At 64.7% G+C, this 24,478-nt stretch carries 31 protein-coding genes; 16 read left to right on the top strand and 15 right to left on the bottom strand.

Annotated features, from left to right (window positions below; genetic code table 11):
• The first annotated feature begins 55 nt into the window (after positions 1 to 55).
• Positions 56 to 400 carry a c-type cytochrome gene (locus H6935_05545; GenBank protein ID MCP5277813.1) on the top strand — a complete coding sequence of 115 codons (345 nt, stop codon included), beginning with the start codon at positions 56 to 58 and terminating at the stop codon, positions 398 to 400.
• Positions 401 to 438: 38 nt separating this feature from the next.
• On the opposite strand, the gene H6935_05550 is transcribed toward H6935_05545, so the two are convergent.
• The 3 genes from H6935_05550 to H6935_05560 all read right to left on the bottom strand — a co-directional run bounded on the left by H6935_05550 (position 439) and on the right by H6935_05560 (position 2,896).
• The gene (locus H6935_05550) at positions 439 to 1,794 is read right to left on the bottom strand and encodes a M48 family metalloprotease (GenBank protein MCP5277814.1); all 1,356 of its coding nucleotides are present in this window, start codon (positions 1,792 to 1,794) and stop codon (positions 439 to 441) included.
• A gap of 61 nt (positions 1,795 to 1,855) precedes the next feature.
• Positions 1,856 to 2,137, bottom strand: coding sequence for an aldehyde dehydrogenase family protein (locus H6935_05555; protein MCP5277815.1), 282 nt, complete (start codon positions 2,135 to 2,137; stop codon positions 1,856 to 1,858).
• Positions 2,138 to 2,269: 132 nt separating this feature from the next.
• Positions 2,270 to 2,896 carry a HEAT repeat domain-containing protein gene (locus H6935_05560; GenBank protein MCP5277816.1) on the bottom strand — a complete coding sequence of 209 codons (627 nt, stop codon included), beginning with the start codon at positions 2,894 to 2,896 and terminating at the stop codon, positions 2,270 to 2,272.
• Between the two features lie 75 nt (positions 2,897 to 2,971).
• Between H6935_05560 and H6935_05565 the strand changes: the two genes are divergently transcribed.
• Positions 2,972 to 3,352: a DUF2784 domain-containing protein gene (locus H6935_05565; protein MCP5277817.1), complete on the top strand. Its 381-nt coding sequence runs from the start codon at positions 2,972 to 2,974 to the stop codon at positions 3,350 to 3,352.
• Between the two features lie 159 nt (positions 3,353 to 3,511).
• On the opposite strand, the gene H6935_05570 is transcribed toward H6935_05565, so the two are convergent.
• Positions 3,512 to 3,709 carry a hypothetical protein gene (locus H6935_05570; protein ID MCP5277818.1) on the bottom strand — a complete coding sequence of 66 codons (198 nt, stop codon included), beginning with the start codon at positions 3,707 to 3,709 and terminating at the stop codon, positions 3,512 to 3,514.
• 326 nt (positions 3,710 to 4,035) lie between these two features.
• On the opposite strand from H6935_05570, the gene H6935_05575 reads away from it, so the two are divergent.
• The 5 genes from H6935_05575 (at position 4,036) to H6935_05595 (ending at position 7,338) form a co-directional block, all read left to right on the top strand.
• Positions 4,036 to 4,419: a YkgJ family cysteine cluster protein gene (locus H6935_05575; GenBank protein ID MCP5277819.1), complete on the top strand. Its 384-nt coding sequence runs from the start codon at positions 4,036 to 4,038 to the stop codon at positions 4,417 to 4,419.
• 119 nt (positions 4,420 to 4,538) lie between these two features.
• Entirely contained in the window at positions 4,539 to 5,120 is a 582-nt protein-coding gene (locus H6935_05580; protein MCP5277820.1) for an acyloxyacyl hydrolase, read from the top strand.
• Positions 5,121 to 5,202: 82 nt separating this feature from the next.
• Positions 5,203 to 5,820 (top strand): LemA family protein, encoded by a 618-nt coding sequence (locus H6935_05585; GenBank protein ID MCP5277821.1) that lies wholly within the window; start codon positions 5,203 to 5,205, stop codon positions 5,818 to 5,820.
• Between the two features lie 70 nt (positions 5,821 to 5,890).
• Complete coding sequence (locus H6935_05590; protein ID MCP5277822.1) at positions 5,891 to 6,826, top strand: TPM domain-containing protein; 936 nt, start codon at positions 5,891 to 5,893, stop codon at positions 6,824 to 6,826.
• 14 nt (positions 6,827 to 6,840) lie between these two features.
• Positions 6,841 to 7,338: a TPM domain-containing protein gene (locus H6935_05595; GenBank protein ID MCP5277823.1), complete on the top strand. Its 498-nt coding sequence runs from the start codon at positions 6,841 to 6,843 to the stop codon at positions 7,336 to 7,338.
• A 103-nt stretch (positions 7,339 to 7,441) separates the two neighbouring features.
• Here H6935_05595 and H6935_05600 read toward each other — a convergent pair whose 3' ends face one another.
• The gene (locus H6935_05600) at positions 7,442 to 8,056 is read right to left on the bottom strand and encodes a DUF1134 domain-containing protein (protein MCP5277824.1); all 615 of its coding nucleotides are present in this window, start codon (positions 8,054 to 8,056) and stop codon (positions 7,442 to 7,444) included.
• A 335-nt stretch (positions 8,057 to 8,391) separates the two neighbouring features.
• Here H6935_05600 and gstA point away from each other — a divergent pair, with 335 nt between their 5' ends.
• Positions 8,392 to 9,000: a glutathione transferase GstA gene (gene gstA / locus H6935_05605; protein ID MCP5277825.1), complete on the top strand. Its 609-nt coding sequence runs from the start codon at positions 8,392 to 8,394 to the stop codon at positions 8,998 to 9,000.
• A gap of 118 nt (positions 9,001 to 9,118) precedes the next feature.
• Here the strand turns inward: gstA and H6935_05610 are convergent, their stop codons facing one another.
• Positions 9,119 to 9,688: a hypothetical protein gene (locus H6935_05610; GenBank protein MCP5277826.1), complete on the bottom strand. Its 570-nt coding sequence runs from the start codon at positions 9,686 to 9,688 to the stop codon at positions 9,119 to 9,121.
• A 395-nt stretch (positions 9,689 to 10,083) separates the two neighbouring features.
• Here H6935_05610 and H6935_05615 point away from each other — a divergent pair, with 395 nt between their 5' ends.
• On the top strand, positions 10,084 to 10,359 hold the full coding sequence (locus H6935_05615) for a hypothetical protein (GenBank protein MCP5277827.1): 276 nt from the start codon (positions 10,084 to 10,086) through the stop codon (positions 10,357 to 10,359).
• A gap of 613 nt (positions 10,360 to 10,972) precedes the next feature.
• On the opposite strand, the gene H6935_05620 is transcribed toward H6935_05615, so the two are convergent.
• The 5 genes from H6935_05620 to H6935_05640 all read right to left on the bottom strand — a co-directional run bounded on the left by H6935_05620 (position 10,973) and on the right by H6935_05640 (position 15,529).
• Entirely contained in the window at positions 10,973 to 11,458 is a 486-nt protein-coding gene (locus H6935_05620; GenBank protein ID MCP5277828.1) for a thiosulfate oxidation carrier protein SoxY, read from the bottom strand.
• Between the two features lie 202 nt (positions 11,459 to 11,660).
• Positions 11,661 to 13,370 carry a potassium channel protein gene (locus H6935_05625; GenBank protein ID MCP5277829.1) on the bottom strand — a complete coding sequence of 570 codons (1,710 nt, stop codon included), beginning with the start codon at positions 13,368 to 13,370 and terminating at the stop codon, positions 11,661 to 11,663.
• Between the two features lie 17 nt (positions 13,371 to 13,387).
• Positions 13,388 to 13,771, bottom strand: a complete 384-nt coding sequence (locus tag H6935_05630; protein ID MCP5277830.1) for a hypothetical protein — start codon at positions 13,769 to 13,771, stop codon at positions 13,388 to 13,390.
• Between the two features lie 81 nt (positions 13,772 to 13,852).
• A complete protein-coding gene (locus tag H6935_05635; GenBank protein MCP5277831.1) occupies positions 13,853 to 14,290 on the bottom strand; it encodes a DsrE family protein in 438 nt (145 codons plus the stop codon).
• Between the two features lie 84 nt (positions 14,291 to 14,374).
• Complete coding sequence (locus tag H6935_05640) at positions 14,375 to 15,529, bottom strand: metallophosphoesterase (protein ID MCP5277832.1); 1,155 nt, start codon at positions 15,527 to 15,529, stop codon at positions 14,375 to 14,377.
• Between the two features lie 82 nt (positions 15,530 to 15,611).
• Here H6935_05640 and H6935_05645 point away from each other — a divergent pair, with 82 nt between their 5' ends.
• The 7 genes from H6935_05645 (at position 15,612) to H6935_05675 (ending at position 21,059) form a co-directional block, all read left to right on the top strand.
• Complete coding sequence (locus tag H6935_05645) at positions 15,612 to 15,905, top strand: antibiotic biosynthesis monooxygenase (protein ID MCP5277833.1); 294 nt, start codon at positions 15,612 to 15,614, stop codon at positions 15,903 to 15,905.
• Positions 15,906 to 15,921: 16 nt separating this feature from the next.
• A complete protein-coding gene (locus tag H6935_05650) occupies positions 15,922 to 16,107 on the top strand; it encodes a hypothetical protein (protein ID MCP5277834.1) in 186 nt (61 codons plus the stop codon).
• Positions 16,108 to 16,270: 163 nt separating this feature from the next.
• Positions 16,271 to 17,089, top strand: coding sequence for a mechanosensitive ion channel (locus tag H6935_05655; protein ID MCP5277835.1), 819 nt, complete (start codon positions 16,271 to 16,273; stop codon positions 17,087 to 17,089).
• 249 nt (positions 17,090 to 17,338) lie between these two features.
• A complete protein-coding gene (locus H6935_05660) occupies positions 17,339 to 17,581 on the top strand; it encodes a hypothetical protein (protein MCP5277836.1) in 243 nt (80 codons plus the stop codon).
• A 411-nt stretch (positions 17,582 to 17,992) separates the two neighbouring features.
• Positions 17,993 to 19,042 carry an OmpA family protein gene (locus H6935_05665; GenBank protein ID MCP5277837.1) on the top strand — a complete coding sequence of 350 codons (1,050 nt, stop codon included), beginning with the start codon at positions 17,993 to 17,995 and terminating at the stop codon, positions 19,040 to 19,042.
• Positions 19,043 to 19,053: 11 nt separating this feature from the next.
• Positions 19,054 to 19,581: a hypothetical protein gene (locus tag H6935_05670; protein MCP5277838.1), complete on the top strand. Its 528-nt coding sequence runs from the start codon at positions 19,054 to 19,056 to the stop codon at positions 19,579 to 19,581.
• 131 nt (positions 19,582 to 19,712) lie between these two features.
• Positions 19,713 to 21,059, top strand: coding sequence for a DEAD/DEAH box helicase (locus H6935_05675; protein MCP5277839.1), 1,347 nt, complete (start codon positions 19,713 to 19,715; stop codon positions 21,057 to 21,059).
• 36 nt (positions 21,060 to 21,095) lie between these two features.
• On the opposite strand, the gene H6935_05680 is transcribed toward H6935_05675, so the two are convergent.
• From H6935_05680 to H6935_05695, 4 genes are all read right to left on the bottom strand, one after another.
• Entirely contained in the window at positions 21,096 to 21,617 is a 522-nt protein-coding gene (locus H6935_05680; GenBank protein MCP5277840.1) for an FKBP-type peptidyl-prolyl cis-trans isomerase, read from the bottom strand.
• 56 nt (positions 21,618 to 21,673) lie between these two features.
• A complete protein-coding gene (locus tag H6935_05685; protein ID MCP5277841.1) occupies positions 21,674 to 23,530 on the bottom strand; it encodes a hypothetical protein in 1,857 nt (618 codons plus the stop codon).
• A gap of 158 nt (positions 23,531 to 23,688) precedes the next feature.
• On the bottom strand, positions 23,689 to 24,117 hold the full coding sequence (locus tag H6935_05690) for a hypothetical protein (protein MCP5277842.1): 429 nt from the start codon (positions 24,115 to 24,117) through the stop codon (positions 23,689 to 23,691).
• Positions 24,118 to 24,140: 23 nt separating this feature from the next.
• The gene (locus tag H6935_05695) at positions 24,141 to 24,404 is read right to left on the bottom strand and encodes a nucleotidyltransferase domain-containing protein (GenBank protein ID MCP5277843.1); all 264 of its coding nucleotides are present in this window, start codon (positions 24,402 to 24,404) and stop codon (positions 24,141 to 24,143) included.
• Positions 24,405 to 24,478 lie beyond the last annotated feature (74 nt).

The raw sequence follows: 24,478 nt of genomic DNA on the forward strand, positions 1-24,478 counted from the left end.
GACTATCCTGATAGTGGGTGGTATTGACCCAGGCTTTTCAAGGGAGGGTGTGTTCATGTTGACCAAGCGACTGATCTGGAAGGAATTGCTGACGGTATTTCTCCTGGCCCTGCTGGCCCTGTGGAGCACGTCGGCCCGGGCGAACGGAGACTACGACGCCGGGGCGAGAAAGTCCTTCTTATGTGCCTATTGCCACGGCTATGACGGCAATCCCCTGGACCAGCGGGTGCCTCGCCTGGCCGGCAGGAAGCCGGACTACATCACCAACCGCATCAAGGAACTGAAGGCCACCGGCGCCATGCACGAATCCATGCGCCAGGCCTTCCTGACCGGCGAACTCAGCGACCAGGACGTGGCCAACCTGGCCACGTTCTATTCCCGCCAGCCGGAGCATCCCTAGCTTTCCCGCCGCGGCAGACGCCCTCGCCCTGTCGCGACTCAGCGTATGACCTTCCAGTTGCGCAGCCTGCTGACGGCGAACTGGGCCTCGCCGCCCTGGGCGCCGGTCTGCAGGTAGCGGTAGTAGTAGTTGGCCGCGTCCCGGCGGTTGCCCAGGTTCTCGCTGGCTGCCCCCATGAAGAACAGCGTGGAGGGATTGCCGGGCAGCAGCCGATCGTAGGCCTGGAATTCCGCCAGGGCCGCATCCGGCTGGCGCAGGGCCAGCTTGTTCAGGCCGGCCAGGTGCACGGCCTGGGCCTCGCCCGGATAGATCGACTTGGCCGCGGCCAGGTAGCCGTCTGCTTCCCGGACCTTCTTCTGGGCCATGAGGGCCTTGGCCATGAGCACGTTGGCGGCGTAGTCGTCCCGGGTGTGGCGCAGGGCCAGGCCGAACTGATCTTCTGCCTGGGGCAACTTCTTGTTGGCCATGAAGGCCTCGCCCTTCTGGCAGGCCTCCACCGTGGGCTGGATACGGCGCAGGCCGGCGGTTTGGTCCATGTAGCGCTCCCGCTTCAAGGGCCTGCCCCGCTGTCCCGCATATTTCTGCACCGCCACCTGATGCGCCGTCTGGTAGCGCTCCTCACTCATGGGATGTGAGGCGAACATGGTCTCCAGCAGGCTGGGCTTCTGCCGGGCCTCGCTGCGCAACAGGCCCATCAGGCCCACCATGCCCTCGGGGTTGTAGCCGCCCTGCACCATGTAATCCATGCCCAGGCTGTCCGCTTCCCGCTCGTTGTCACGGCTGTACTTGGCCAGCAGGGCGGACGCTCCCACCTGGCTCAGCGGCTGCAGGATGGGCAGGTACTGCTGGCCCGCCTCGGAACTGGCAGCCGCCACGTTGGCCGCCAACAGACCGACGTTGACCAGCATCTCCTTGCCGGCCCGTTCCGCGGCGTGGCGGGCATTCACATGGCCGATCTCGTGGCCCATCAGGGCCGCCAGTTCGTCCTCGCTCTTCATCTCCAGCATGATGCCCCGGGTGACGCCCATGCTGCCGCCGGGGAAAGTGTAGGCGTTGACGTAGTTGGCGTTCAGCACCCGGGCGGAATAGGGCATCCTGGGCCGGTGGGACTTGCCCCACAGACTGCCGCCCACGTCCTCCACGTACCGGTTTAACTGGCCGTCCTGCACGGACCCCAGGTCCGCGGAGAACTGCTGGGGCGACTGGCTCTTGTCCAGGCTCCGTTCCTGCTCCTCGGACATACCCACCAGGGTCTTCTCGCCGGTGACCGGATCCACGGCGCACCCCGCCAGCAGGGCGGGCAGGGCCACCGCCGAACCGGCGGCACCCACGAGCCAGAGGAAATCCCGGCGCGACAGGGCGCCTTCCAGGGAACGGGGAATGGGGTGGGTCATGGCGGTACCTCCAGAGTTCAATAGCAGTACTTTGCCAGATTCTAATTTACCTCTGGGTGATCTACCCCACAGCAGGCCAGACGACGGAGGCTCGCCGCCATGCGGACGCACTTGTTATCCAGGTAGGCTCGATACCCTCGGCACCACCCTCCCGGCCAAGGCCGGACTGCTTGATGCCGCCGAAGGGGGCTACTACCGTGGAGTTCACGCCGGCGTTGACTCCCACCATGCCATATTCCAGGGCCTCGGACACCCGCCACACCCGGCCCGGGTCGCAAACGAAGAAATACGCCGCGTAGGCCACCTCGCCCCGGGCCTCCGCCAGGGGCTTGCCCTGCTCCAGCGTCTGAGCCGCGCCAGGTCCTCGGCGTTATCCAGCATGAGTCCATGACAGCGGCGGCGCAGGTCGGCCCTTGCGCCGTCGATGAACGCCTGCTGGCGGAACAGTTCGGTGCGGGTCAGTCCATGCATGGCATCACTCCAGGGATTCCAGCGCTTCCAGCGCGATCTCGCGCACATCGGGATCGTCGTCGTCCAGCCTTGCCGCAAGCCAGGGGCGCGCCTCCTCGTGCCGTGCCAGCCCCAGGTAGTGGCAGGCATCTGCGCGCACTCTCGCATCGGCATGCCGGGAGAGGGCGCCCAGGGCGGCGACAATGGCCATGAGGGGCGGTGAGCCCGCGTACTCCTCCAGCACCGCCCCAGCACCCAGGCGCACGTTCATGCTGGCCTCCGGATTGCCCACGATGGGCAGCAGGGCGGCCAGGCGCCCGGGCCTGGCCGCCACCAGGTCCAGCACCTGTTGCAGCTCCCCGGTCTTCAGCAGATAGTGGAATGCGTCGACCATGCCCTCCTCACCTGACGCACGCCGGGCCCAGTCGGCCAGTTCGCCGGGGGTCCGGGCGCCGGTGAGCACGAAGGGCCCCAGGCGCAACCAGGGGACTGACCGCACGCCCAGTGTCGCGGCCGCCTCGGGTTGCACTTCCAGGTTCACCGCTTCCAGGCGGCCGATGGATCCTTGCTTCAGCAAGTCCGTCAATGCGGCCAGCACGGCGGGACAATGGGGACAATGGCTGGAAAGGAACAGCAGGGCATCGGCAGGCATGGGATGACAGGATAACGGGGACACCCTTAGGCTATCAGTCTTGAGGCCCCATGCCCCAGCGCGGTTTACGCCCCCATGCCCTATTCCTTCCTGGCCGACCTGGTCCTGCTGCTCCACCTGGCCTTCATCCTTTTCGTGACGCTGGGAGGCCTGGCCGTGGCCAACCATCCCCGGCTGGCCTGGCTGCACGTCCCGGCAGTGGCCTGGGGCGCAGCCGTGGAACTGATGGGCTGGTACTGCCCCCTCACCCCCCTGGAAAACCACTTCCTCCGGCTGGCGGGAGAATCAGGCTACCCAGGGGATTTCATCGGCCACCACCTGCTTGCGGCCATCTACCCGGCCGGTTTGAGCAGGGAGGTCCAGGTGTTGCTGGGCGTGGCGGTGCTGATTTTCAACGGAACGATCTATTTCCTGCTGGCACGCAGGTTACGTGGCCAGGACAGGCCACGCCATTAACGCGCCTGGCCCGGACAGCGCAGTTTCCGGGCCGTGGCCAATCGGGCACGACAGGGCTGGCCCCCATCGACCAGCAAGGTCGGCGAGGTAAGCCGGCGCATCCACGCGGGGCCATCGCCAGCAGCGACAACGCCCCTGGCACGAATTGACCTTTCGGCCCTACTCCTCCGGATTCCCGGGTAGCAGGCCCACGATTTCCACAGGCTCATGATGCTTCTCGAAATCCAGCAGGAATGCCCTGAGCACTTCCTCGTCCTCGGCGCTGACCCCGTCCTCGGGATGGGCGAACCTGATCTCTTCGTGGAATTCCTCTTCAACCAGGTAGTTCTCCAGTCGAAGTTGAGATGGCTGGGACATGAACAGCCTCCATTGCGACGTTGCAGTATTCACGCTTGGCTTTTTGCAACATCCATGCCACTAAGCCGTTGAATATTCATCAATGTTATTAAGCATAGGTTTACCAACATGGTTTTTCGGCCAAGCACCGGCACAAACGGGCCATGACCCAAGTGACAACCCCGTCCTGTGTAACGAATCTCGACACCAGGATGTCCTTCCCGGTCAGATTGACCGGCAAGGATTGCCCTCCTTCCGTTCAGCCGAATCGCCCCATAAAATCCGCGTCGCGCCGGCCAGGCCGGCCACACAAACCCTCAATGACATCCATCCTGCCGGAGGTTTCCGTGGACAACCCCTGTCTGCGGTGTGGCGCATATTGCGCCCATTACCGAGTGTCTTTCTACTGGAGCGAGGCGGAACCCTTACTGGGAGGCTGCGTACCGAACGAACTGACCGAACCCCTGAATCACCATCTCGGCGCCATGCGTGGAACCCTGCAAGCTCCCGTTCGCTGCGTGGCCCTGGAAGGCAAGGTGGGTGAGGCGGTCTGCTGCAGCATCTACGAAAAACGCTCCTCGGCCTGCCGAGATCTGGAACCTTGGGGCGAGAACGGCCACCCCACCGACAAATGCTCCCGGGCCCGGGCGGCCCACAACCTGCCGCCCCTGGACCCGGGCACAGGCAGGCCGCAGCAGTCGCCGGCTCCGCCCTGGCCCCTCACCGCCTGAAGACCCTGCATCCGCCCTGCCCTGGTTAGCATCCCGGGGCAGGCTGGAATAAGCTTGGGGGTGACGCGGCCACCTTGGCAACTTCGGCCCGTCCCCCCAATGCATGGAGCAGCCAGATCATGCCGAGCATCGAGACTTATTCTTCCACGCCCTCCGCGCGTCCATGGCAGTGGGCTCTCGCCTGCCTGCTGTTGGCCACCCCACCCCTGGCGGCCGGCGCTGCCCGGGAAGCATCCACCCTGTTGGCGCTGGGCCTCATGGCCCATGACCGGGGATTCGCCAGCGACCACCACGAAAGCGGCATCGACCTGAACGTGGAAGTGCTGTTCACGCCCATCAACATGGCGGGCACACCACGCCCCCATCTGGGCGCCAGCTTCAATTTCAGCGGTGACACCAGCATCGCCTATGCCGGACTGACATTTCCCCTGCACGATTCAAGACGCTGGTTCGGCAACGGCTTCATCGGCGGCGTGGTCCACAACGGCCCCCTGCACAAAGACCCGGTGGGCTGCCAGGCAAACAGCGACTGCGGCTTCGGCGTGCGCGTCATGCCCCGTCTGGGCATGGAATGGGGCTACTACTTGACCACTGAAAACGCAGTCTCCCTCTACTGGGACCACATGTCCCACCGGGGCATCATCGCCGGCGAAAACGAGGGCATCGACCACCTGGGCCTCCGCTACCGACGGCCGTTCTGAACAGCCCGCATCGACGCCCTTGAAACTGAAAGACATCGCCCCATCCAGAACTACGTTCCACCACGCTTAGCCCGGAGAAAACATGCACAAGATCCTTGCTTCCCTGGCCATCATCTGGGCCGCCCTGACACTTTCCGGCTGCGGCTACAACACACTCCAGGCCCAGGACGAAGCCATCAACGCCGGCTGGTCAGAGGTACTGAACCAGTACCAGCGCCGGGCGGACCTGGTGCCCAACCTGGTAAGCACGGTGAAGGGCTATGCCGCCCACGAGCAGGACATCCTGGTGCGGGTCACCGAGGCCCGGGCCACGGTAGGCCAGCTCCAGGTCACACCGGAAACAGTCAACGATCCCACAGCCCTGGAGAAATTCCAGGCCGCTCAATCGGAACTCACCGGCGCCCTCTCCCGCCTGCTGGTGGTGGCGGAGAACTACCCCAACCTGAAGGCGGATGCCGCCTTCCGCGACCTCCAGGCCCAGTTGGAGGGCACGGAGAACCGCATCACCGTGGCCCGCAACCGCTACATCCAGGCCGTGCGGAAATACAACACCACGGTGCGCCAGTTCCCCAGCAACCTCACCGCCATGATGTTCGGCATGGAAACCAAGGCCAATTTCACGGTGGACAACGAGAAGGCCCTGGCAACGCCGCCCAAGGTGGACTTCGGGACACCCGCCCTGGCGCCGGCGGCCTACTGAAAACGGCCATTCGGTGAACCTTCACACGCTGGAGGCATCCCTACCTGCATTTCCCGAGGGGGCCCGGGGCATGTGCCCGGATACAGCGCCCGTGGCCAGGGGGAGCCGCGCGAGTCCAGGGTCGCGGATCGGCATTGCCTTTCCGAGATCGCTGCGCTCCCGGGGACTACAGTGGGCCTGGCTGCTGTTACTGGCCCTCCTCCTGACCGTTGCCCTCGCCCAGGCCCAGGTGCCCGTGCCGAGCCTCAGCGCCCGGGTCACCGACCTCACCGCCACCCTCAGCACCGGCCAACGCCAGGCCCTGGAATCCAGACTGGCCACCTTCGAACGGGAAAAGGGCAGCCAACTGGCCGTGCTGGTGGTGCCCACCACCCAGCCCGAGACCGTCGAGCAGTTCAGCCTGCGCGTGGCGGAGGCCTGGAAACTGGGTAGAAAGGGCTTGGACGACGGCTTGCTCCTGCTCGTGGCCAAGGACGACCGGGCGTTGCGCATCGAGGTGGGCTATGGCCTGGAAGGCGTTATCCCCGATGCCGTGGCCAATCGTGTCATCGACGAGACCATCGTGCCCCGCTTCAAGGAGGGCGATTTCGCCGGCGGCATCGAGGCCGGAGTGGACAGCCTGATCCGACTGGTGTCCGGCGAGCCCCTGCCGGTAGCGTCGGCTCCTGAAACCCTGGAAGGCCCGTCATGGCTAGGGGACAGTTTTCAGTTCATCGCCCTCGGCCTGTTCATCGCCGCCGGGATGCTGCGGGCCCTGCTGGGGCGGCTCATGGCGGCCACCGTGCTGGGGGGCGTGGGCTTCCTGGGTGTCTGGTGGGTGATTGGCAACCTGTGGGCCGCCCTCATCATCGGCGCCATCATCTTCGTGTTCACCTTGGGAGGGGGCAGCGGCGGCCGCATCTACCGGGGTGGTGGTGGAGGTGGAAGCGGTGGCTTCGGCGGCGGTGGCGGTTTCTCAGGGGGCGGTGGCGGCTTCGGCGGCGGCGGCGCCTCGGGCCGGTGGTGAGGAGCAAGCAAGCCATGAACATACTGCGCATCTTCAAGCACCTGCTCTATCCGGGCTGGCTCTCCCACCGGCGTTTTCCCGCCGCCAGCCTGGCCCGCATCGAGTCGGCCATCGCCGATTCCGAGGCCCGCCATCACGGCGAGATCCGTGTGGCCGTGGAAACATCCCTGGACCTGATGCCCCTGCTGCGTGGACGCACTGCCCGACAGCGGGCCCTGGAGGTTTTCTGCGAGCAGAGGGTGTGGGACACGGAAGCCAACAACGGCGTGCTGATCTACCTGCTGCTGGCCGACAGGGACGTGGAGATCCTGGTGGACCGGGAAATCGCGCGGCAGGTGGACGCCAAGGTCTGGGAAGACCTTTGCAATGAGATGGAAAACCACTTCCGTGACGGCGCCTACGAAAGCGGCATGCTGCACGCCATCGCTACCGTGGGGCGGCATCTGGCGCGGCTCTATCCTCGCGCCCGGGAAGACGTGAACGAGCTTTCCAACCGCCCGGTCAGGCTTTGATGCCCCACCCCTAGTCCTGAAAAGCTCAACGTAGCGCGGGGCTAGGCTGGCGATTTCTTCCTTCCCGGGCTCGCCGCGCTCCCCCAGGCTACGTTGAGCCCAGTTACAGCGGGAAGTAGCGCCGGTCCCGGGTGTAGTGCATGTAACCCACGCTGGCACCCGCGCGCCAGCCAACCCCTAGACGGATGGGGGCCAACACCGTGTCGCCCCGTTGCTGGTAATTCATGCCCGCCCCGGCAACGTAATACAGGCTGCCGTCCACGCCGGGAAAGCGCTGATAGATGGCGTCCTTGCTGGGCAGGTTGTAGACCAGGACAAACACCTTGGAAGCGTTCACGCCCAGGTCGAAGCCCAGGGACGGCCCCTGCCAGTACACATAGGCCTTATCGCCATTCTTCAGAGTCAGATCACCCTTGCCGTAGCTCAGGCCCACGGTGATGGCGGCGGAAACCTCCTCGCCCTTGATATAGCCGTTGGGACGGCCATGATCCTTGAACGCCTTTTCCACAGCCTTGCCCAGGCCTTCGGCACCCTCGCCGAAAAACTCCCTCGCCTCTTTCAGGATGTCACCCTGGTCGTAGGTGTCCGGATTTGCCTTCTCCGCCGCCTGGGCGGGAGCCTGGACGAGCCCCAGGCAGGCCAGCAGGACCAGCAGTAGCAGGCCTGCGGGAGGACTGGAGCCAAAGAGACTCCGGACGGCGGGGAAGATGAAGGTCATGGGGTGCTCCCTGGAGATGGCGGGTGGAGATGGTGCTGCAAGAGTGTTGGTTCATGTCGACCGGCGCAAGGAATAAAAGCTCCCCAACCCCCCACCCGGTTGCAGGACGGCGGCGGTCCAACCCCGCGCCATCCGGAATCCGGGCAGGCCCTGGAGGCGGGCATGCGAGGAGAAGAAAAACCACGCGGGAAGTCCCGCCGGCGCAACAGAAGCTGGCAAACATCCCCCGGGATGTGAATGCATCTAGGCAAAGCGCCGCGTATTTGCTATTCAAACCCCATGCCCAGTCGAGCACATCCGGCGGCCCGCAGGAAGACAAATATCGAGGAGACACCATGAAGCTCTACTACTATCCCGGTGCCTGTTCCCTGGCGGCCCATATCGTGCTGCGGGAAGCGGGCCACGATTTCGAACTGGACAAGGTGGACCTGGCCGAAAAGACCACGGCCTCCGGCGAGGACTACCGCCAGGTCAACCCCAAGGGCTACGTCCCAGCCCTGCGCCTGGACGACGGACAGGTCCTCACCGAGGATGCCGTCATCCTGCAGTACCTGGCCGACCTGAAGCCCGAAGCCCACCTGGCCCCCGCCGCCGGTGGACTGGAATGCTACCGGGAGCTGGAATGGCTCAACTTCATCGCCACGGAAATCCACAAGACCGTGGGCGCCCTCTTCAACCCCCGCATGACGCCGGAGTGGAAGGACAACCAGATCGCCCTCTTCGGCCGCCGTGCTGCCTTTCTGTCCAGGCATCTGGGGGAACAGCCCTACCTGATGGGGGAGAACTACAGCATCGCCGACGCCTACCTGTTCACCGTGCTGGGCTGGTGCGAATTGTTCGACATCGACCTGGGCGCCTGGCCCAACCTGGCAACCTACATGGCGCGAATCGCCGCACGGCCCGCGGTGCAGGCCGCCATGAAGGCGGAAGGCCTGATCGAGTAAGGCCGCAGTTACGGATCACTCACAGGTAGCCAGGAGGAGCTACGCTAGACCGGGACAGAAGCACACACCACCCAGCCTAGTTCCACTCCCCCGGGCTACTGCCATTCCCGCCGACCAGTTACTGCCCGGCCGGGCAATTCGCAATGCAACGGGTCTCCGTCACCACCCTGCCGCCGCACCCCGTGAAGCAGGCGTCATACTTGGGCTGGCAACTGCAATCGTCCTGGCATCGGCTCTTGCGCAAGCTGTCGCGGACTGCCTCCCTGGTGGGCGGATCGCCCGGCGCGGGCGGCGGTGGAGAATAGCCAGGGTAGTAGCCGGGCCAGCCGTGGTAGGGCCAGGGGGAGTACCAGACGCCACTGTATCCGTGCCCCCAGCCCAGCCACAGATCCCATTGGTACTGATCCAGGTCGCGGCGATAAAGCCGCAGGTCCGCCGCGTAGTCCTTAAGGGCCTTGGTGTGATGTTCCTCCACCTCCGGCTCCACCCGATCCGCGCACGCCTTCCACGCGGCCTGGCACTCCTCGCGGCACACATGCAGCGCGGCTTCGCAGTTCTTGAGGCAGGCTTGGGCTTCCACGCTCAGGGGAGGCTCGTACCGGTGGATGGTTTCGAAGCGGGGAGCGGCGCAGCCGGACATGAGCGCAGCGACGGCCAGAAGTCCTGGAAAGCGAATCAACCTGGACATGGCTTTTTCCTGGGTTGTCTACTCACTCTCAGACTAGCCGTCCGAAAATGAATTCGCCCGAGTGAGAAAGCGTATCAGGGGCGCCGGAGATGGCGGTCATCAGCCTCAACGGCGATGAAACAACCCATTGTCTGGATTGCCTATCAATGTCTGCATCCTGGCCCCCACGGTCGGGAACGGCCTCAATCCTCGCAGTCGCGCCGAGCTGGGGAATGGGATATGGGGCGGCTGTTAGGATTGAACTGCTCGTGGGAGTGTCACCCGAACTTGAGGGAGTGGCCGACTTTATGGGAATGAACTCGTCCGGCAGAGGTGAACCTCAACCTGCCAGTTGGACTATCCGTAGCCTGGATACCGAGGCGCGCTGCCTCGGGATACGGGGGAGGTACTTCGCCATGGAATATCTGATCCTGCTGGCAGTAGGCATCGTGGTAGCCATCTTCCTGGTGGAACCGGCCACAGACCCCCACCTGGATGAGTGCCACCACCAAGACCCCGACAAGGATACTAAATGGGCAATAAAGGAAAGAACACCTTTGGTTTTGACTCGTCATGTCTGCTTCCTTGCTGGGGACGGCACTCCAGGCCGGGGCGGACGTGGTGTACAAATGCGGCAGGAGCGAAAAGGTGGTTTATCAGGACATCCCGTGCAAACCCGGGGCTTATCGTGACAACGTACTTAGCGCCCGCACGGCGAAGGGGGCCGTGACCTACGTTTCCCTGAAGGAACCCCAGAAATTCCCACTGGGTGCTGGCAATGTATTGGAGCCACCGGCTCTTTCGGAGCAGGAACTACAGGCACTGGAAGAACGGCAGCAACTGCTGGGCAAGCCTTCCATAAAACAGCAGCTGGCCGCGCCGACGCCCATTGAGGCCAGGTCCCATGTGGTGTGGATCAGCGTGAGCTTCAATTATTTCGCAGTGCGTTCGAAGCCGAATATGGCGAGCGTCCGGACCAGGAGTGGTAGGCGAAATACCGCGCTTGTTGGGATTCGAATTTCGAAATCTGGAAAAAGGCCTGGAAAGCCTGCCACAGTGCCCATGTACCCACGGCAGAGCCTGGAACTTTGGAATAGACCCCAAAACCATGGCCGAGCAGCCCTATCGTATCAACCGTGACATGGTTCACGAGATGGGCCTCGGTAACTCCTGTGATCGGTCCTCACCCATGTATCCGACCTGGGATGGCGGCCGAACCGAAGGCGTTATCCGGGACTGTCCGGAAAACCAAAGGGGCAAGGTCGATTTGATTTGGGCTACCGACATCCGATTCCGGGTTCAGGCTTAATTCAACCCCACCCCACACCCCCCCACCGTCACCTTGACCATTTTGCTGGCCTTGTAGAACTGGCCCCGGCTGCGCACCACCACCCAGACATTCGAGGTCCTGGACAGCTTGATGCGGGTCTTCAGTTCGGGCAGGACATCGGGAGCGATCCAGAAGGACGCCACCAGTGGTTGCGGGTTCCTCTCCGCGAAGATCACGAAACCATCCACCTCGGGCAGGGTGGTGGAACATTCCAGGAAGACGCTGGCGCCGTCCTCGGCGATGTCCGGAGCGATGATCCTGATCTCCGTGGACTGGGCCGGCTGGGCTGTGCGCAGGGCCTGAAGGAGTTCGTTGGCCGCGAGGCCCATCTGGGGGCGGATGCTCTGGTTTGCCGGGCCGGCCAGGACCGTGGCCGGGCGCAACAGGCCGGCCGCCAGGGCGATGGAGAGGGTGGCGCCGGGCAGGGCTCCACGCAAAAGCAAACGTCGGGCGGGGTTCATCCGGTTCTCCGGCACATGGGGGTGGGCCAGGGTACCAGTGTCATCCTGGGCGAATGGCCACGGTGGTCTGCGCTGCATCAAATAACCGGGAGGGCATGGCGGATACGCCTTCACCGGTGCGAAGGGCCTGGATCCCATGCCCTGGCCTGGCGGGGGCCAAGGAGGCTTGCATGGTCAGGTTGCTGGGATAACGGTCCAGGCCCTAGGACCCAGGCCGGGCCTTCCTGGCACCCAGCTTGCTCCAGGCCCAGCCCTGGGGCGCATCCCTGCCGGTCAGCAGGTAGGTGAGCACGTTGATGTTGCGCAGGGTCAGGCTTTGCTGGCGTTTGGCGCCCCGGGTGCCGCAGAACAGGATGCGGTCCCCGGGAGTGAGGGGCAGGTCGTCCACCGGCAGCAGGCCTTCGCCGGCGGATGTCTGGATCAGCAGGGCCACGCAGGCCAGGGGGCGGGCGTGGTCGTAGGGGTCCCGCATCAAGTCCTGCACCAGGATATGGCCGCCATCGTTCAGTTCCTGCCAGGGGGCGATGGCCTGTTCCCGGCTCAGTTCCACGTCCCACACCTCGGGCATGGTTTCATCGCTGACGGCGGCCATGCGGGAGAGGAGTTCGTTGGCCCAGTCTTCCTTCTGCTGCTTGGCCAGGGTGAGAAAACGCGCCAGCAGGGGGGTGGTGAGCAGGGACAGGAACTCGTGGGCGACGATGTGGGAGGGCTGCATGGTCATCTGGGCGCCGAAGCGCTGAAACAGGGGCGTGTTGGCCTGGCGGTTCTGGCGCGCCACCATGAACAGCTCGGGATTGAGTTCCCGGGCAGTCATGACGATGGACAGGTTGTTGATGTCGTTGTCCGTGCCGGCGACGATGCCCACCGCCTCACGGATGCCGGCGTGGATGAGGGTGGAGGCCTCCGTGCCCCGGCCGTGGATGCAATGCTCGCACTGGGTCTTTTCCGGCTCCGCCTCTATGACCACCACATCCAGGCCTTCCTTTTCCAGGTGGCGCACCACGGCCTTGCCGAAGCGTCCGTAGCCGCACACCAGCCACTTGCCCCGAGGCGGGCGCAGCGGGTCGGTGAGGGGATCGCCCGGCACGCCGGTGAGCCACTCGTAGAGCAGGTGATGGCCCGGGTTCTTCAGGCCCATGGCCAGGTGCTCGGCGAAGACCTCGAAGGCGTTGACGGTCTCGTCGGTGCCGAAGGAGGCCATGTTCCTGGCGGTGTCCGGCGTGTCCGCCCGACAGAAGACTGGTAACCTTGGCCGCAGCAGCTTGGCGGCCACCGCCACGCTCAGGTTGGCCTGGTCGTCGTTGGTGAGGGCGATGATGCCGGCGCACCAGGGCCGGCGCAGGCCCGCATCGATGAGGTATTCCGGCAGGCGCACGTCAGCGGCCAGGGCCGGGGTGTCCATGTGGAAGTGGCCCAGCTCCAGTTCGCTGATGCGGCGGGGGTCGATGTCCAGTACCACGGCCTGCTGGTTGCGGCTATCCAGGGCCCGCATGAGCAGTTCACCGGTCTCGCCGAAGCCGCACACGATGAAGAAGGGCTGGCGCAGGCGCCGCACGGATCGGGCGAAGCGGCTCTCGCGGATGGTGCGGCGAATGGCCGGGTCCTGCAGCATGGCCAGGATGCTGCCGATGCTGTACAGCCAGACTATGACGGTGAGATAGATGGTGACCGTGGCCCAGGCCCGCTGGCCCTCGCTGAAGACGCCGGGCAGTTCGCCGAAACCGATGGTGGTGGCGGTGTAGCTGACGAAATAGAAGGCGTGGAAGAAGTCCATGGGTGGCGCCGGCCTGCCCTGGGCGTCCACGCCGGGCACCAGGGTCATGCCCAGGATGGAGATGGCATAGCTGCTGACCAGCATGATCAGCGGCTGCCGCATGCGCCGCAGGATCAGGAAGATGGCACTGTTGACCATGGCTCCGCGCCGGCCGTTTACCTGTGGAACATCACCGTTTCGATCACCAGCAGGATCACCGACAGGATGTTGGCGGCCAGGGCCCCGGCGGCCAGCGAGACAATACCGGCGGTGTTGGAAGCATCCAGGCCGGCACCGGTGATGTAGCTGGCGTAGGCCCACACGCAGGCGGCGGCGATGAGCTGCAGGTCCGCCACGAAGCTGGCGGCCAGGTGGATGGCGCCGATCTGGGTGCGTTCGCCGAACTTGAGCACCGTGGCAATGAGGTTCACCACGATGGCGGCGAACAGCTCATACACGTGGTGATGGTTGGGGTCGGCCGCGTCACCAAAGACGAAGCCGAAGTTCAGGGTCATGGCCAGGATGATGAAGAAGCCGAAGACCACTTTTTCCAGGTTCATGGCAATTCCTTGGGTTGGCTGATAACGCGAACCCAGCCATGTTAGCCCGGATAGGCCCGGGCGTGCCCCCGCCCGGATTGCTCAGGGCCGCACGTAGGCCCAGCCCTGGCCCTGGAGCTTGATGAGCTCCACGATGCCCGCCTGCACGTAGCCGATATCGGGCAGCATGGTGTCCTTGGTGATGTTCTGGGCATTCATGGTGTTCATGCAGGCCACGATGCGCACGCCCTCGTTAATGGCGTCCTCCACCTTGTTGAACACCAGGGAATCGTCCCGCAGCATGGCGATGCCGTCGGCGTATACCACCATTTCGATGGCCACGTTCTGGGGCCCCAGTTCCCGCTGGATGTTGCGGAAGTTGCCGAACACTTCGTTCCATATCTTCTGGTCGTTCTCGGTGACGGCGAACACCACCTTGTAGCGGGCGTTGGCCGGAGGTTCGGCGGCGGCTGCAGGCAGGGTGCCCAGGGCTAGCAGCAGGCCCAGCAAGGCAAAAAACGGGCTCAGGGCGGCGTTCATGGTTTCTCCTGGATCATGGGTTTCCGATTGGTGTCGTTCCCCACCTTAACCCAGGGCCCTGCCCCATGCCTGAGCCGAATGTACTTACGGGGATGGGCCGGCCATTCCATGGTTCCGCCGACCGGGCACCAATTCGATGAGGGTGATCTCCGCCGGCGCAAGCACCCGCATGGGCGGGCCCCAGGTGCCGGTGCCCCGGCTCAGGTACAGGCGGCCGCCTCCCGGCAATTCATGCAGGCCCGGACCGAAGTCATAGCGCAGCCGGGTCAGCCAGTAGAAGGGAAATATCTGGCCAGCGTGGGTGTGGCCGGACAGTTGCAGGTCCACCCGCTCCGCCCCCAGCTTGGGCGGGACGGGCTGATGCTTCAGGAAGATCACGAACTTGTTGTCGGACAGCCCCGGCAGCAGGGCGCCGTCGTCGGTGGTGTCCATGCCCCGAGCAGAAACCACGCCGGGCCCGCCCCGGCCCGGATCGTCCACGCCGGCGATCACCAGGCCAGGCAGCACCTCCACAGCCTCGCCCCGCAGGATCCGGAAGCCCGCCTGCTCGTGGAAGGCCAGGGACATGCCCAGGCCCCGGTATTGCTCGTGGTTGCCCATCACCGCGTACTTGCCGTAGCGGGGATATATTTCGGCGAAGCTCGCCGCAGAACCCTCAAGATGAACGGCACCCCCGTCCACCATGTCGCCGGTGGAGATGAGAATGTCCGGGTCCAGGGCCTTGAGGGGCTCCAGCACCGTGGGCAGGCGGCGGGGCCCCATGTTTACCCCCAGGTGCACGTCGGAAATCAGAGCGATGCGGATGGGCCCGGTATCGGGGGGCAGTTGGTCGGTGACAATCTCCAGCCGATCAACCCGGGGGTTTAGGGCCTCATGTATGCCATAGGCGGACAAGGCCGCCACCACCGAGGCCACGGACACGAAGGCATGCCTGGATGAAGGAACAGGCAGGTGGAATACGCGGGCCGGCAGGCGCCAGGCATCCACCGCCAGGGCCAGCCAGAAAAACATGAAACTGGCCCCCATCCAGCCATAGACCAGGGCGGCCAGGGCACCCACCAGCAGACGGCAGTCACAGTGCTCCAGGGGCCAGAGCAGCATGGGCGCCAGGGTCATGAACCCCGCCCAGGCCCAGGCTGCCAGGCGCTTGCGGCCCGTCAGCCCGAAAGCCACCACGGCCTTGTGCATGACATAGGCCTGGAGACCGCCGTAGACCAGGATGAACACCAGCAGGAACATGGCCCAAATCCCTTCAGGGAGTAATGAGTAAAATTGAACTTGCCCGCCCAGAATGGGCAACGCCATTGTTGAGGAGTTCCCCGTGCACGTCACCTGCGTCCATGTCCATGTGAAGCCCGAGGCCGTGGAGGCCTTCATCGCCGCCATCCGGGAAAACCACGAGCATTCCGTGAAGGAGCCGGGCAATCTGCGCTTCGACGTGCTCCAGGACCCTGACGATCCCACCCTCTTCATGATCTACGAGGCCTTCACCAGGGCCGAGGACGTCGATGCCCACAAGGCCACCGCCCACTACCTGAAATGGCGGGATACCGTGGCCGACATGATGGCCGAACCCCGCCGGGGCGCGCATTACAACTGCCTGTTCCCCGAGTAACCGAAGCACCGACGCCATGACCATCACCTACTGCATGACCTCCAACTGCCCCTTGGCCCAGGACTGCCTGCGCTTCGAGGACGACGTCGGCCAGCACAGCCTGCACCGCACCTACGCAGACTTCAGCGAGGAACTGGTCCGCCAGGGGGACCAGGTCACCTGCCCATTTTTCCTGGACAAGCACGCCCCGCCTCCTGCGTGACCGGCTCGCGGCTCACTTTCCACCTGTCGCCTTAGCCCCCTTGCGAGAAAAGGCGATCGCCAAACTGGGTAAAGACGCCCGGCAGGACATGCGCCAGCAACGGCCCTACGAAAACTGAAGGAGAACGGACATGGCTTCGATCACCGAGACCACCGGGAACATCATGGGCGAACACATTTCCGCCCTGGAGCAGGTCCAGACCACTGCCATTGAACTGGGCATGCAGTTCGGCCCCAGGCTGCTGGTGGCCATCGTCATCATGGCCGCGGGGGTCTTCGTGGCCCGCTGGGCGGGCCGGATGGTGGAAGGCATGCTCGGCAGGATGGAACTGGAACCCCCCGTGGTGCAGTTGCTGGTGCGCATTGCCTACCTGCTGGTCATGGGACTGTTCCTGGTGGTGGCCCTGCAGAACCTGGGGGTGGAACTGCTGCCCCTCATCGCCGGACTGGGCGTGGCGGGGGCCGGCATCGCCCTGGCCATGCAGGGGGTCATGAGCAACCTGGCGGCGGGGCTGACCATCATCTTCACCCGTCCTTTCCGGGTGGGGGAATACATCGCCATCGCCGGCGAGGAGGGCCAGGTGGAAACCATCAACCTCTTCAATACCACCCTGAGCCACCTGGACCTGTCCCGGGTGGTGATCCCCAACCGCAAGATAGTGGGCGAGATCCTGCACAACCATGGTGCCCTACGGCAGTTGAACGTGGTGGTGGGCGTGGCCTACGACACGGACCTGAACCAGGCCATCGCCATCCTGAACGAGGTGCTGGCAGCCAACCACCTGGTACTCAAGGATCCGGCCCCCTTCCTCCAGGTGCATGCCCTGGCGGACTCCTCGGTGAACCTCGCGGTGAAACCCTGGGTGAAGGCCGCCGACTATGCCCAGGCCGTGGGCGAGATCAACCTTGCGGTGCTGGAGGCCTTCCGCGGCCGGGGCATCGTCATCCCCTTCCCCCAGCGGGAAGTGCGCATGTTGGCCTGACGGACAAAGCAATATTCCCTCAAAGGGGCCTCGAACCTTTCCCAAGTACGGCGGGATAAGGGGTGCCATCCACGCCGAGGCACGGTTCGGTATTCCGTGACAGCCGGGATTGCTTATTCCCAACGTCATATATCGATATCGGACGGATAAATGTACTGTCACACAACCGTGTAAACATTGAATAAAAGCGCACAGCAAGTGACTGAACAACTAGCAGCATCTGATCTTATTGATCTCGGTGGGGATGGCATGACCGATCTGACACATAACACGGAAATCAGCTTCGATATTGACCTGGCCCCAGGCCATGGATGCCTGGAAATGAGCATTTCCAATGGCTCATCGCGGCAGTCTTTCGGCCTCTCTCTCAAAGAAGCCCGCGCGCTCTCCCTGGAACTCGTCAGGCAGGCCAGTCTCGCGGAACGACGCTTGTCCCAGGATGCAAATGCCCGGCAAACGCTAGAGATTGTCCCCCGCGTAGAGTACGCCTGACGAATCTGCGTAACGCCTTACCCGGGCCGGCCAGCACCAGAACGTCTTGCCCGGATTGCACGGGTTTACCCTCACAAGCTCATGTGAGTACCTGTGGTATCGGGCCCGATACCCGTTTCCAGGCCTCGGTTCCCTGACTACATTGTTCAACTGGCCCGCTCGCCTTCGGTCGGCTGTCTGGTACGCCCCCGGTGTCATAGACACCTTGTCAGGCGTCTATGAGACTGGAGGGAAGACAGGCAACAAACGGTATACGGACATGTGCAAGGCGGAAGCGGTCAATCAGGCCTATCGATGGATCGCCCCGAACCAGTTGCCGTAAATGCCCCGCTTCCCCTATTGACCAAGCGGCCTGGCCAAGCCATAAAGCACTCACCACGGACCCGGTCCGATCGTCCCCGAGAGAAATTGATGACTTCCCGCAACACCCTCAAGCTTCTTGCCCCCGTGGCTGCCCTGATGACGAGCCTGATGCCCCTTTCCGCCAAGGCGGAGGACGCCTGCACCCAGATCATCGTCTACGCGGTGAAACAGTTCTGCAGCCTGTTGCCCAATGGCCAGAGTCTTTGCCAGCCCGTGGCCCTGACCGGCCCCGCCCCTGCCTGCCAGTTCCCCCAGCCCACCCAGTTCAAGCCGGTACCCCTGGCACCACCGTCGCTGCAATTCACCCCGGCGGCCCCCATGGCCGTGCCCACCCCGTTCCCGGGGCTGCCGATGCCTTATCCCACGCCTTACCTGCCCTCGCCCATGGCAGCCCAGCCCGTTTCGCCCTTTGCGTTGCCGCCGGTCGCGCCGACGAGCGCTCCCCCTTCCGCCTTCACACCGCCCCAGGCGCCGGCGGTCCAGCCTGCCGTCGCGACGACCACTCCCGCCGCCACGCCGGCGGTATCGCCGGCCCCGGACCTGCTCCCTCCCAAGGCAAGCGCCACCTCACCGGCCATCCAGCCCTCCCCCTCCGCATCCCCTGCGCCCGTCGTGGTCGCCCTGCCTCTTCCCCAGCAGACGCCGTCCGTGGCATCACAAGCCCAGCCCGTATCCAAGCCCGTATCCCAGGCGGCAGCCACGGCCACCGTACCGGCCGCGATGGAATTGCCGGAAGCCCCCATGCTGCCCGTGGTGGTGGCCGAGGCCCGTGCCCTGTTCGCCTTCGACAGCGCCGAACTCTCGCCCTTGGGCAAGGAAACCCTGGATAGCTGGCTGGCAACCGCGCCGGTGGGCATGCCCGTGGTGATCAGTGGCCACGCCGACCGCCTGGGCCCCGAGCCTTACAACCTGGAACTGTCCCTGCGCCGGGCCACGGCCGCCCGGGACTACCTGGTGGCCAAGGGCAAGGACGTCCGGGATATCCGCATCATCGCCATGGGCGAACTGGAACCCGTAAAGCAATGCAAGGGCGGCCCCACCGAAGCCACCAAGGCCTGCCTGGCCCCCAACCGCCGCGTGCTGATCAGCCCCGAATAATGGAGAACACCATGTCTGCCAACCAAGCCAGGTTGCTGTTCATCTTCCTCGCCCTTGGCGCTTTGAACGCCCACGCAGGCGACACCGCCGAGACTGCAGTGGTCACGGGCGTGGGCGCCGCAGCCGGCACGGCCATCGGCCAGTCCGTGGGCGGCAAGACCGGCGCCATCATCGGTGGCGCGGTGGGTGGTGCCACCGGCGCGGCCGTCAGCACCTCAGGCTCCGGCAAGACCGGCGCCATCGTCGGAGGCGCCATCGGCGGGGCCGGCGGGGCCGCGGTGGGCCAGAAGGTGGGCGGCGCCACGGGCGCCGTCATCGGCAGTGGCGTGGGCGCCGCGGCAGGAGCGGCCATCGGCAAGGAAGCCACCGAGGCGGACAAGCGTCCGGGCACCACGACCAGGACCGAAACCCCGGTGGTGGTGCGGGTGGGGAATGACGACCGCTATGACGGCAAGAACAAGAAGCACAAGAAGCATAAGGACCACAAGGACCATCCCCCCGGCAAGGCCCATGGCTGGGACAAGAACCACCGGGATTAACCCCAGGTTCTGTTAACATTCACACCCCTGCGGCGACCTCAGTCTGGTCGCCGCTTCTGTTTCTACTATTCCCCATCCGCTTCAGACTGGCGCCCTGACCTACAGGCGCGGCCGATGGTTTTGGAGTTTCCATGCAGTTTTCCGATCTCGGCCTGGCCGAAGAAATCGTCCGCGCCGTCACCGAGCACGGCTATACCACCCCCACCCCCATCCAGCAGCAGGCCATCCCCGCCATCCTGGCGGGGGGCGACCTGCTGGCCGGCGCCCAGACCGGCACCGGCAAGACCGCCGGCTTCGTGCTGCCCATCCTGCATCGCCTGGGCGACAAGTCCGTCAAGGGCCCCTCCTCCGGCCGCCCCCCCATCCGCGCCTTGATCCTCACCCCCACCCGTGAACTGGCCGCCCAGGTGGAGGAGTCCGTGCGGACCTACGGCAAGCACACCAAGCTCAGCTCCATGGTCATGTTCGGCGGCGTCAGCATCAATCCCCAGATCACCCGCCTGAAGAGTCGGGTGGACATCCTGGTGGCCACCCCAGGCCGCCTGCTGGACCACGTGGGCCAGAAGACCCTGGACCTGTCCGGCGTCGAGATCCTGGTGCTGGACGAAGCGGACCGCATGCTGGACATGGGCTTCGTCAAGGACATCAAGAAAGTGCTGGCCCTGCTGCCCAGGCAGCGCCAGAACCTGCTGTTCTCCGCCACCTTCTCCGACGAGATCAAGGCCCTGGCGGACAGCCTGCTGAACAAGCCGGCCCTCATCGAAGTGGCCCGCCGCAACGCCACCGCCGACAAGATCGCCCAGAAGGTCTATCACGTGGACCGGGACCGCAAGCGTGAACTCCTCTCCCACCTGATCAAGGAACATCAATGGTTCCAGGTGCTGGTGTTCACCCGCACCAAGCACGGCGCCAACCGCCTGGTGGAGCAACTGGGCAAGGACGGCATCACCGCCATGGCCATTCACGGCAACAAGAGCCAGGCGGCCCGCACCCGGGCCCTGGCCGAGTTCAAGACGGGCAAGCTGCAGGTGCTGGTGGCCACCGACATCGCCGCCCGGGGCATCGACATCAGCGAGTTGCCCCACGTGGTGAACTACGAGCTGCCCAACGTGCCCGAGGACTACGTGCACCGCATCGGCCGCACCGGCCGGGCCGGCGCCGAGGGCGAGGCCATCTCCCTGGTGTGCGTGGACGAGCGGGACTTCCTGCGCGGCATCGAGCGCCTCATCAAGCGGGAAATCCCCAGCGACGTGGTGCCCGGCTTCGAACCGGACCCCAATGCCAAGCCCCAGCCCATCCAGTTGCGCAGCAATGAGCATCAGAAACGGGGCGGCGGGCAATCCCGCGGCCAGCCCCGTGGCGAAGGTGGCGCACGCAAGCCCGGCGGCGCCTCGGGCAAACCCAAGGCCCGCCCCGGGGGAGAACTTTCAGACCACCGTCCCGGCGGACCCCATCGCTCTGGCGGTCGCCACCGTTAACGGACCAGCACGCTGCCGGCAAACTCCGGCGGCGGGTTACTGAATCTTCACCAGTTCGACCTCGAAGGCCAGGTCCTTGCCTGCCAGAGGGTGGTTGGCGTCCACGGTGAAGGTGTGCTCGTCCACGGCGACAATGGCCACCTCCCGGATAGCCTTGGTGCCGTCGGGATATTCAATGTTGGCTTCCATCTTCTGGCCAATGCTGTAGTCCATGGGATGGGGTTGGTTGGCCTTGTAGTTCACCTGGATCATGGTCTCGTCCTCGATCCGGGGACCGAAGGCCTGCTCGGCCTTCACCGTGAAGGTCTTCTTCTCACCCGCCTTCATGCCCACCAGGGCCTGTTCCAGGGCCGGCAGGATCAGATTGGCGCCGATGTGCACCTGGCGAGGTTTGTCCTTTTCCGTGGTCTCGAACACCTTGCCGTCGGCGGTCTTGCCGGTGAAGTGGATGGTCACGATGTCTCCACCCTTGGCCATCCGGCCGTCGGACTTGCCACAGGCCACCAGGGCCGTGGCCGCCAGCAGCAGGGCAATGAGCGATGCATTCAATTTGCGCATGTTGAATCTCCAATAAAAAGGGCGGGCCCACGGCCCGCCCCTGGCTTACGACGAGATTACTTCTTCTTCAGATAGGCGCGGATGGCCTTGGTGTGCAGCTCGTCCGTGGGGGCCTTGTTCTTCAGCGCCACCTTGCCCGAACCGTGGCAGGCGATGCAGGCACCGATGCGGCTGATGCGCTGCTGCTCGGCCTTGTTGAAGGGCCGCGCGCCTTCGTGGGTGGTGCCCTGCAACTGCCGGCCTTCCTCGTCCACGATGCGCTCGGGCTCGAAGTCAGGCCCACCGCCGTCCGGGAAGTTGCGTTTCACGTCATAGGTACCGGTACCCAGGCCCAGGGCCTTGCGGCTCATGTGGCAGTCGGCGCAGGTGCGGGCGGACTTGCTGATGGTATGGGGCTGGATCGGGTTCTGCATCCAGCCGCTGGTGCCGTGCACGGTGGTGAAGACCTTGTTGCTCACCGTCTTGGTCTTCTTCTCGCTGTCGCGCTGAGTGTAGACCACCTGGCAACCGGGGATGAACGGTGACACCTTGCCCTTGGCGTTGATGCCCAGCACCGGGGTTTCCCAACGCAGGTAGGAGCGGGATTCGTTCCAGGTGAAGGCGGACTTGCCCACCGCGCCCATGGTGCCGTTCTTGGACGGATCCTCGTTGTTGCCGTCCGCCAGCCAGTCACGGGAAGGCTTGCCCGTGTCATGGTCGGTGTGGCAGCCATAGCACTGGGGCGCCCACTTGGCGTGACAGGCATAGCACTCCAGTTTCTCCATGTGCTTCGGAATGGCGACCATGGCGGTGTGGCCTTCCTCGGACAACTTGGCACCCTTCAGTTGCGGCACCGGGTGCTCCTTGCCGGTGAGCTTGGCGGTCAGCACCGGCTTGCCGTTCTTCATGCTGATGTTGTTCAGCTTGTTGCCCCAGATGGTGGTGAAGGTAGCCGCCTTCTTCGTGTTTCCGTGGCAGGTTTCGCAGCGGATTTCGACGGCGTTTTCCTTCTTCTCGTAGATGCGGCCATCGCCGTGCAGGTCGTGGTTGGTATGGCAATCCACACAACTCATGCCCCGCTCGTAGTGCACGTCCTTGGTCAGATGGTTGTACTGCTTGCCGTGCAAGGATTGCTGCTTCTTGCCATCGTCCTTGTAAGGCGAGCCGTAGCCATCGCTTTCCATGGTGCCGATGAAGGACACGCCGGTGCGACCGCCCCGGTTGTGGCAGTGCAGGCACTGGTATTCGGGCACCTTGGTGGTGATCTTGTGCATCTTGGGCCGGCCGACCTTGCTCTTGTCCACCGCCTTGTCACCGCCTTCGTACTTGCCAGTATCGGAATAGACCACGTGGCAGGCCGCGCAGCCACTGGCGCGGACGTCGCCGTGCTGCTGGGCACCGCCGCTCCACAGGTGGCAACGCAGGCACTGGTTGCGCAGGTAATCGTCACCGGGGGAGTTGGTGGCGCCATCGGGCTGATTCGGATCGTACTTGGGTATCTGCCAAAGTCTTGCCACCGCGCCGGGCCGGTCGGTGGGGCCGCCTTCCACTGCATAGGTGGCGTACTTGGACTTGCGGTCCTGGGCGCCGAAGCCGTAGCGGGTGCCGGAGATCATGCCGGCCATGGTGGCGTGCAGGGATTTCTTGCCGTTGGCCAGATGGTCGGCGTGGCAGGTACCGCAGGTCTTGTCCGCCACCCGGAAGTCGGCGGGGTTGGCGTACATGCCCTTGTGGGCCACCTTCGCATCCTTGGCCTCCGCGCCGTTGCCCTGGTGGCAGAAGGTGCAGGACAGCTCCTTCATGGTGGGGGTGTCGGCGATGCGTTCGATGCCCTCGTGGCAGGTGAGGCAGCCCTTGTCGTCGTCCCAGGCGGCCGCGGCCGCGAAGGGCAGACACAGCAGTGCCAGCAGCAGGTTCCAGATACGGAATTTCATGGTGTTTCCCCTTGTGGCGTCAGACATCAAGGGGTGATTAGCAGCAACCGTGCCACCCGCCGGAATGCGGGCAGGCCGTTGATTAGACAGGGGCGATGCGCCCCGGGAGGGCCCCGCAGCCGATCAGAAACAGACCGGGGCGGTTAAGGAATGACCGCTCAGTCCAGCGCCGTCAGGGTGGCCAGGATCGCCGCCATTTCATCCACCATCGGACGGGCCAGATTGAGCCGGGCAGCCCGCTGGGAGGGGGTGTCCGGATAATCATGGGCCAGCGTGTTCCGGGTGGCGCGGATTTCCTCCCAACGTTCCGCGGAGGGCAACAGGCCCAGGCCTTCCAGGCGGTCAAGCACATCCCGCATGGGCCGGTCCTCATAGGGTTCGCGCAGCCTGCCCACCAGCATGGCGCGAAACGCCTTTTGCCCCAGCGTGTCTTGAAGGCGGGAGAAGCGGAACGCGAACTGGTCCAGCGCGGCCACCAGCTCATCCGCCGGCGTCGCCATCGCCTCCGCCGTCAAAGGCCAGGAAATACGTCCCTGGGCGTCACGGAGATAGCGCAGGTGGCGTGCACACTCGGCCAATACCGCCACGCCGGACGATTCTCCATGCCCGCTCAAAGCACACGCCCCTCACGCCCGGCGACTTCATGGATAGGCAAGTCGCCCCCCGGCGTCTTGACCACCAGATCGATCTTGCGATCGCCCAGCAGCCGCGCCAGGCGCGCCAGCATCCGCAGGCGGCGCGCCTCCGCTTCCTCGGGGCTCAACTGGGTTTCCACATAAAGATCGATGTCGCCGCCCCGGGCGCTGTCATCGAGGCGCGAGCCGAACAGCCGCACCGGCGCGCCGAAGATTTCGGCGGCGGTGTCGCGAATGATCCCGGCGGTCTCGCTGCTGATTCTCATGATGGGCGGATGATAGAACTCGGGCAAGCGAGATGCCACCTCCCCCC

The sequence above is a fragment of the Thiobacillus sp. genome (genome assembly GCA_024235835.1).
GTDB lineage: Bacteria > Pseudomonadota > Gammaproteobacteria > Burkholderiales > Thiobacillaceae > PFJX01.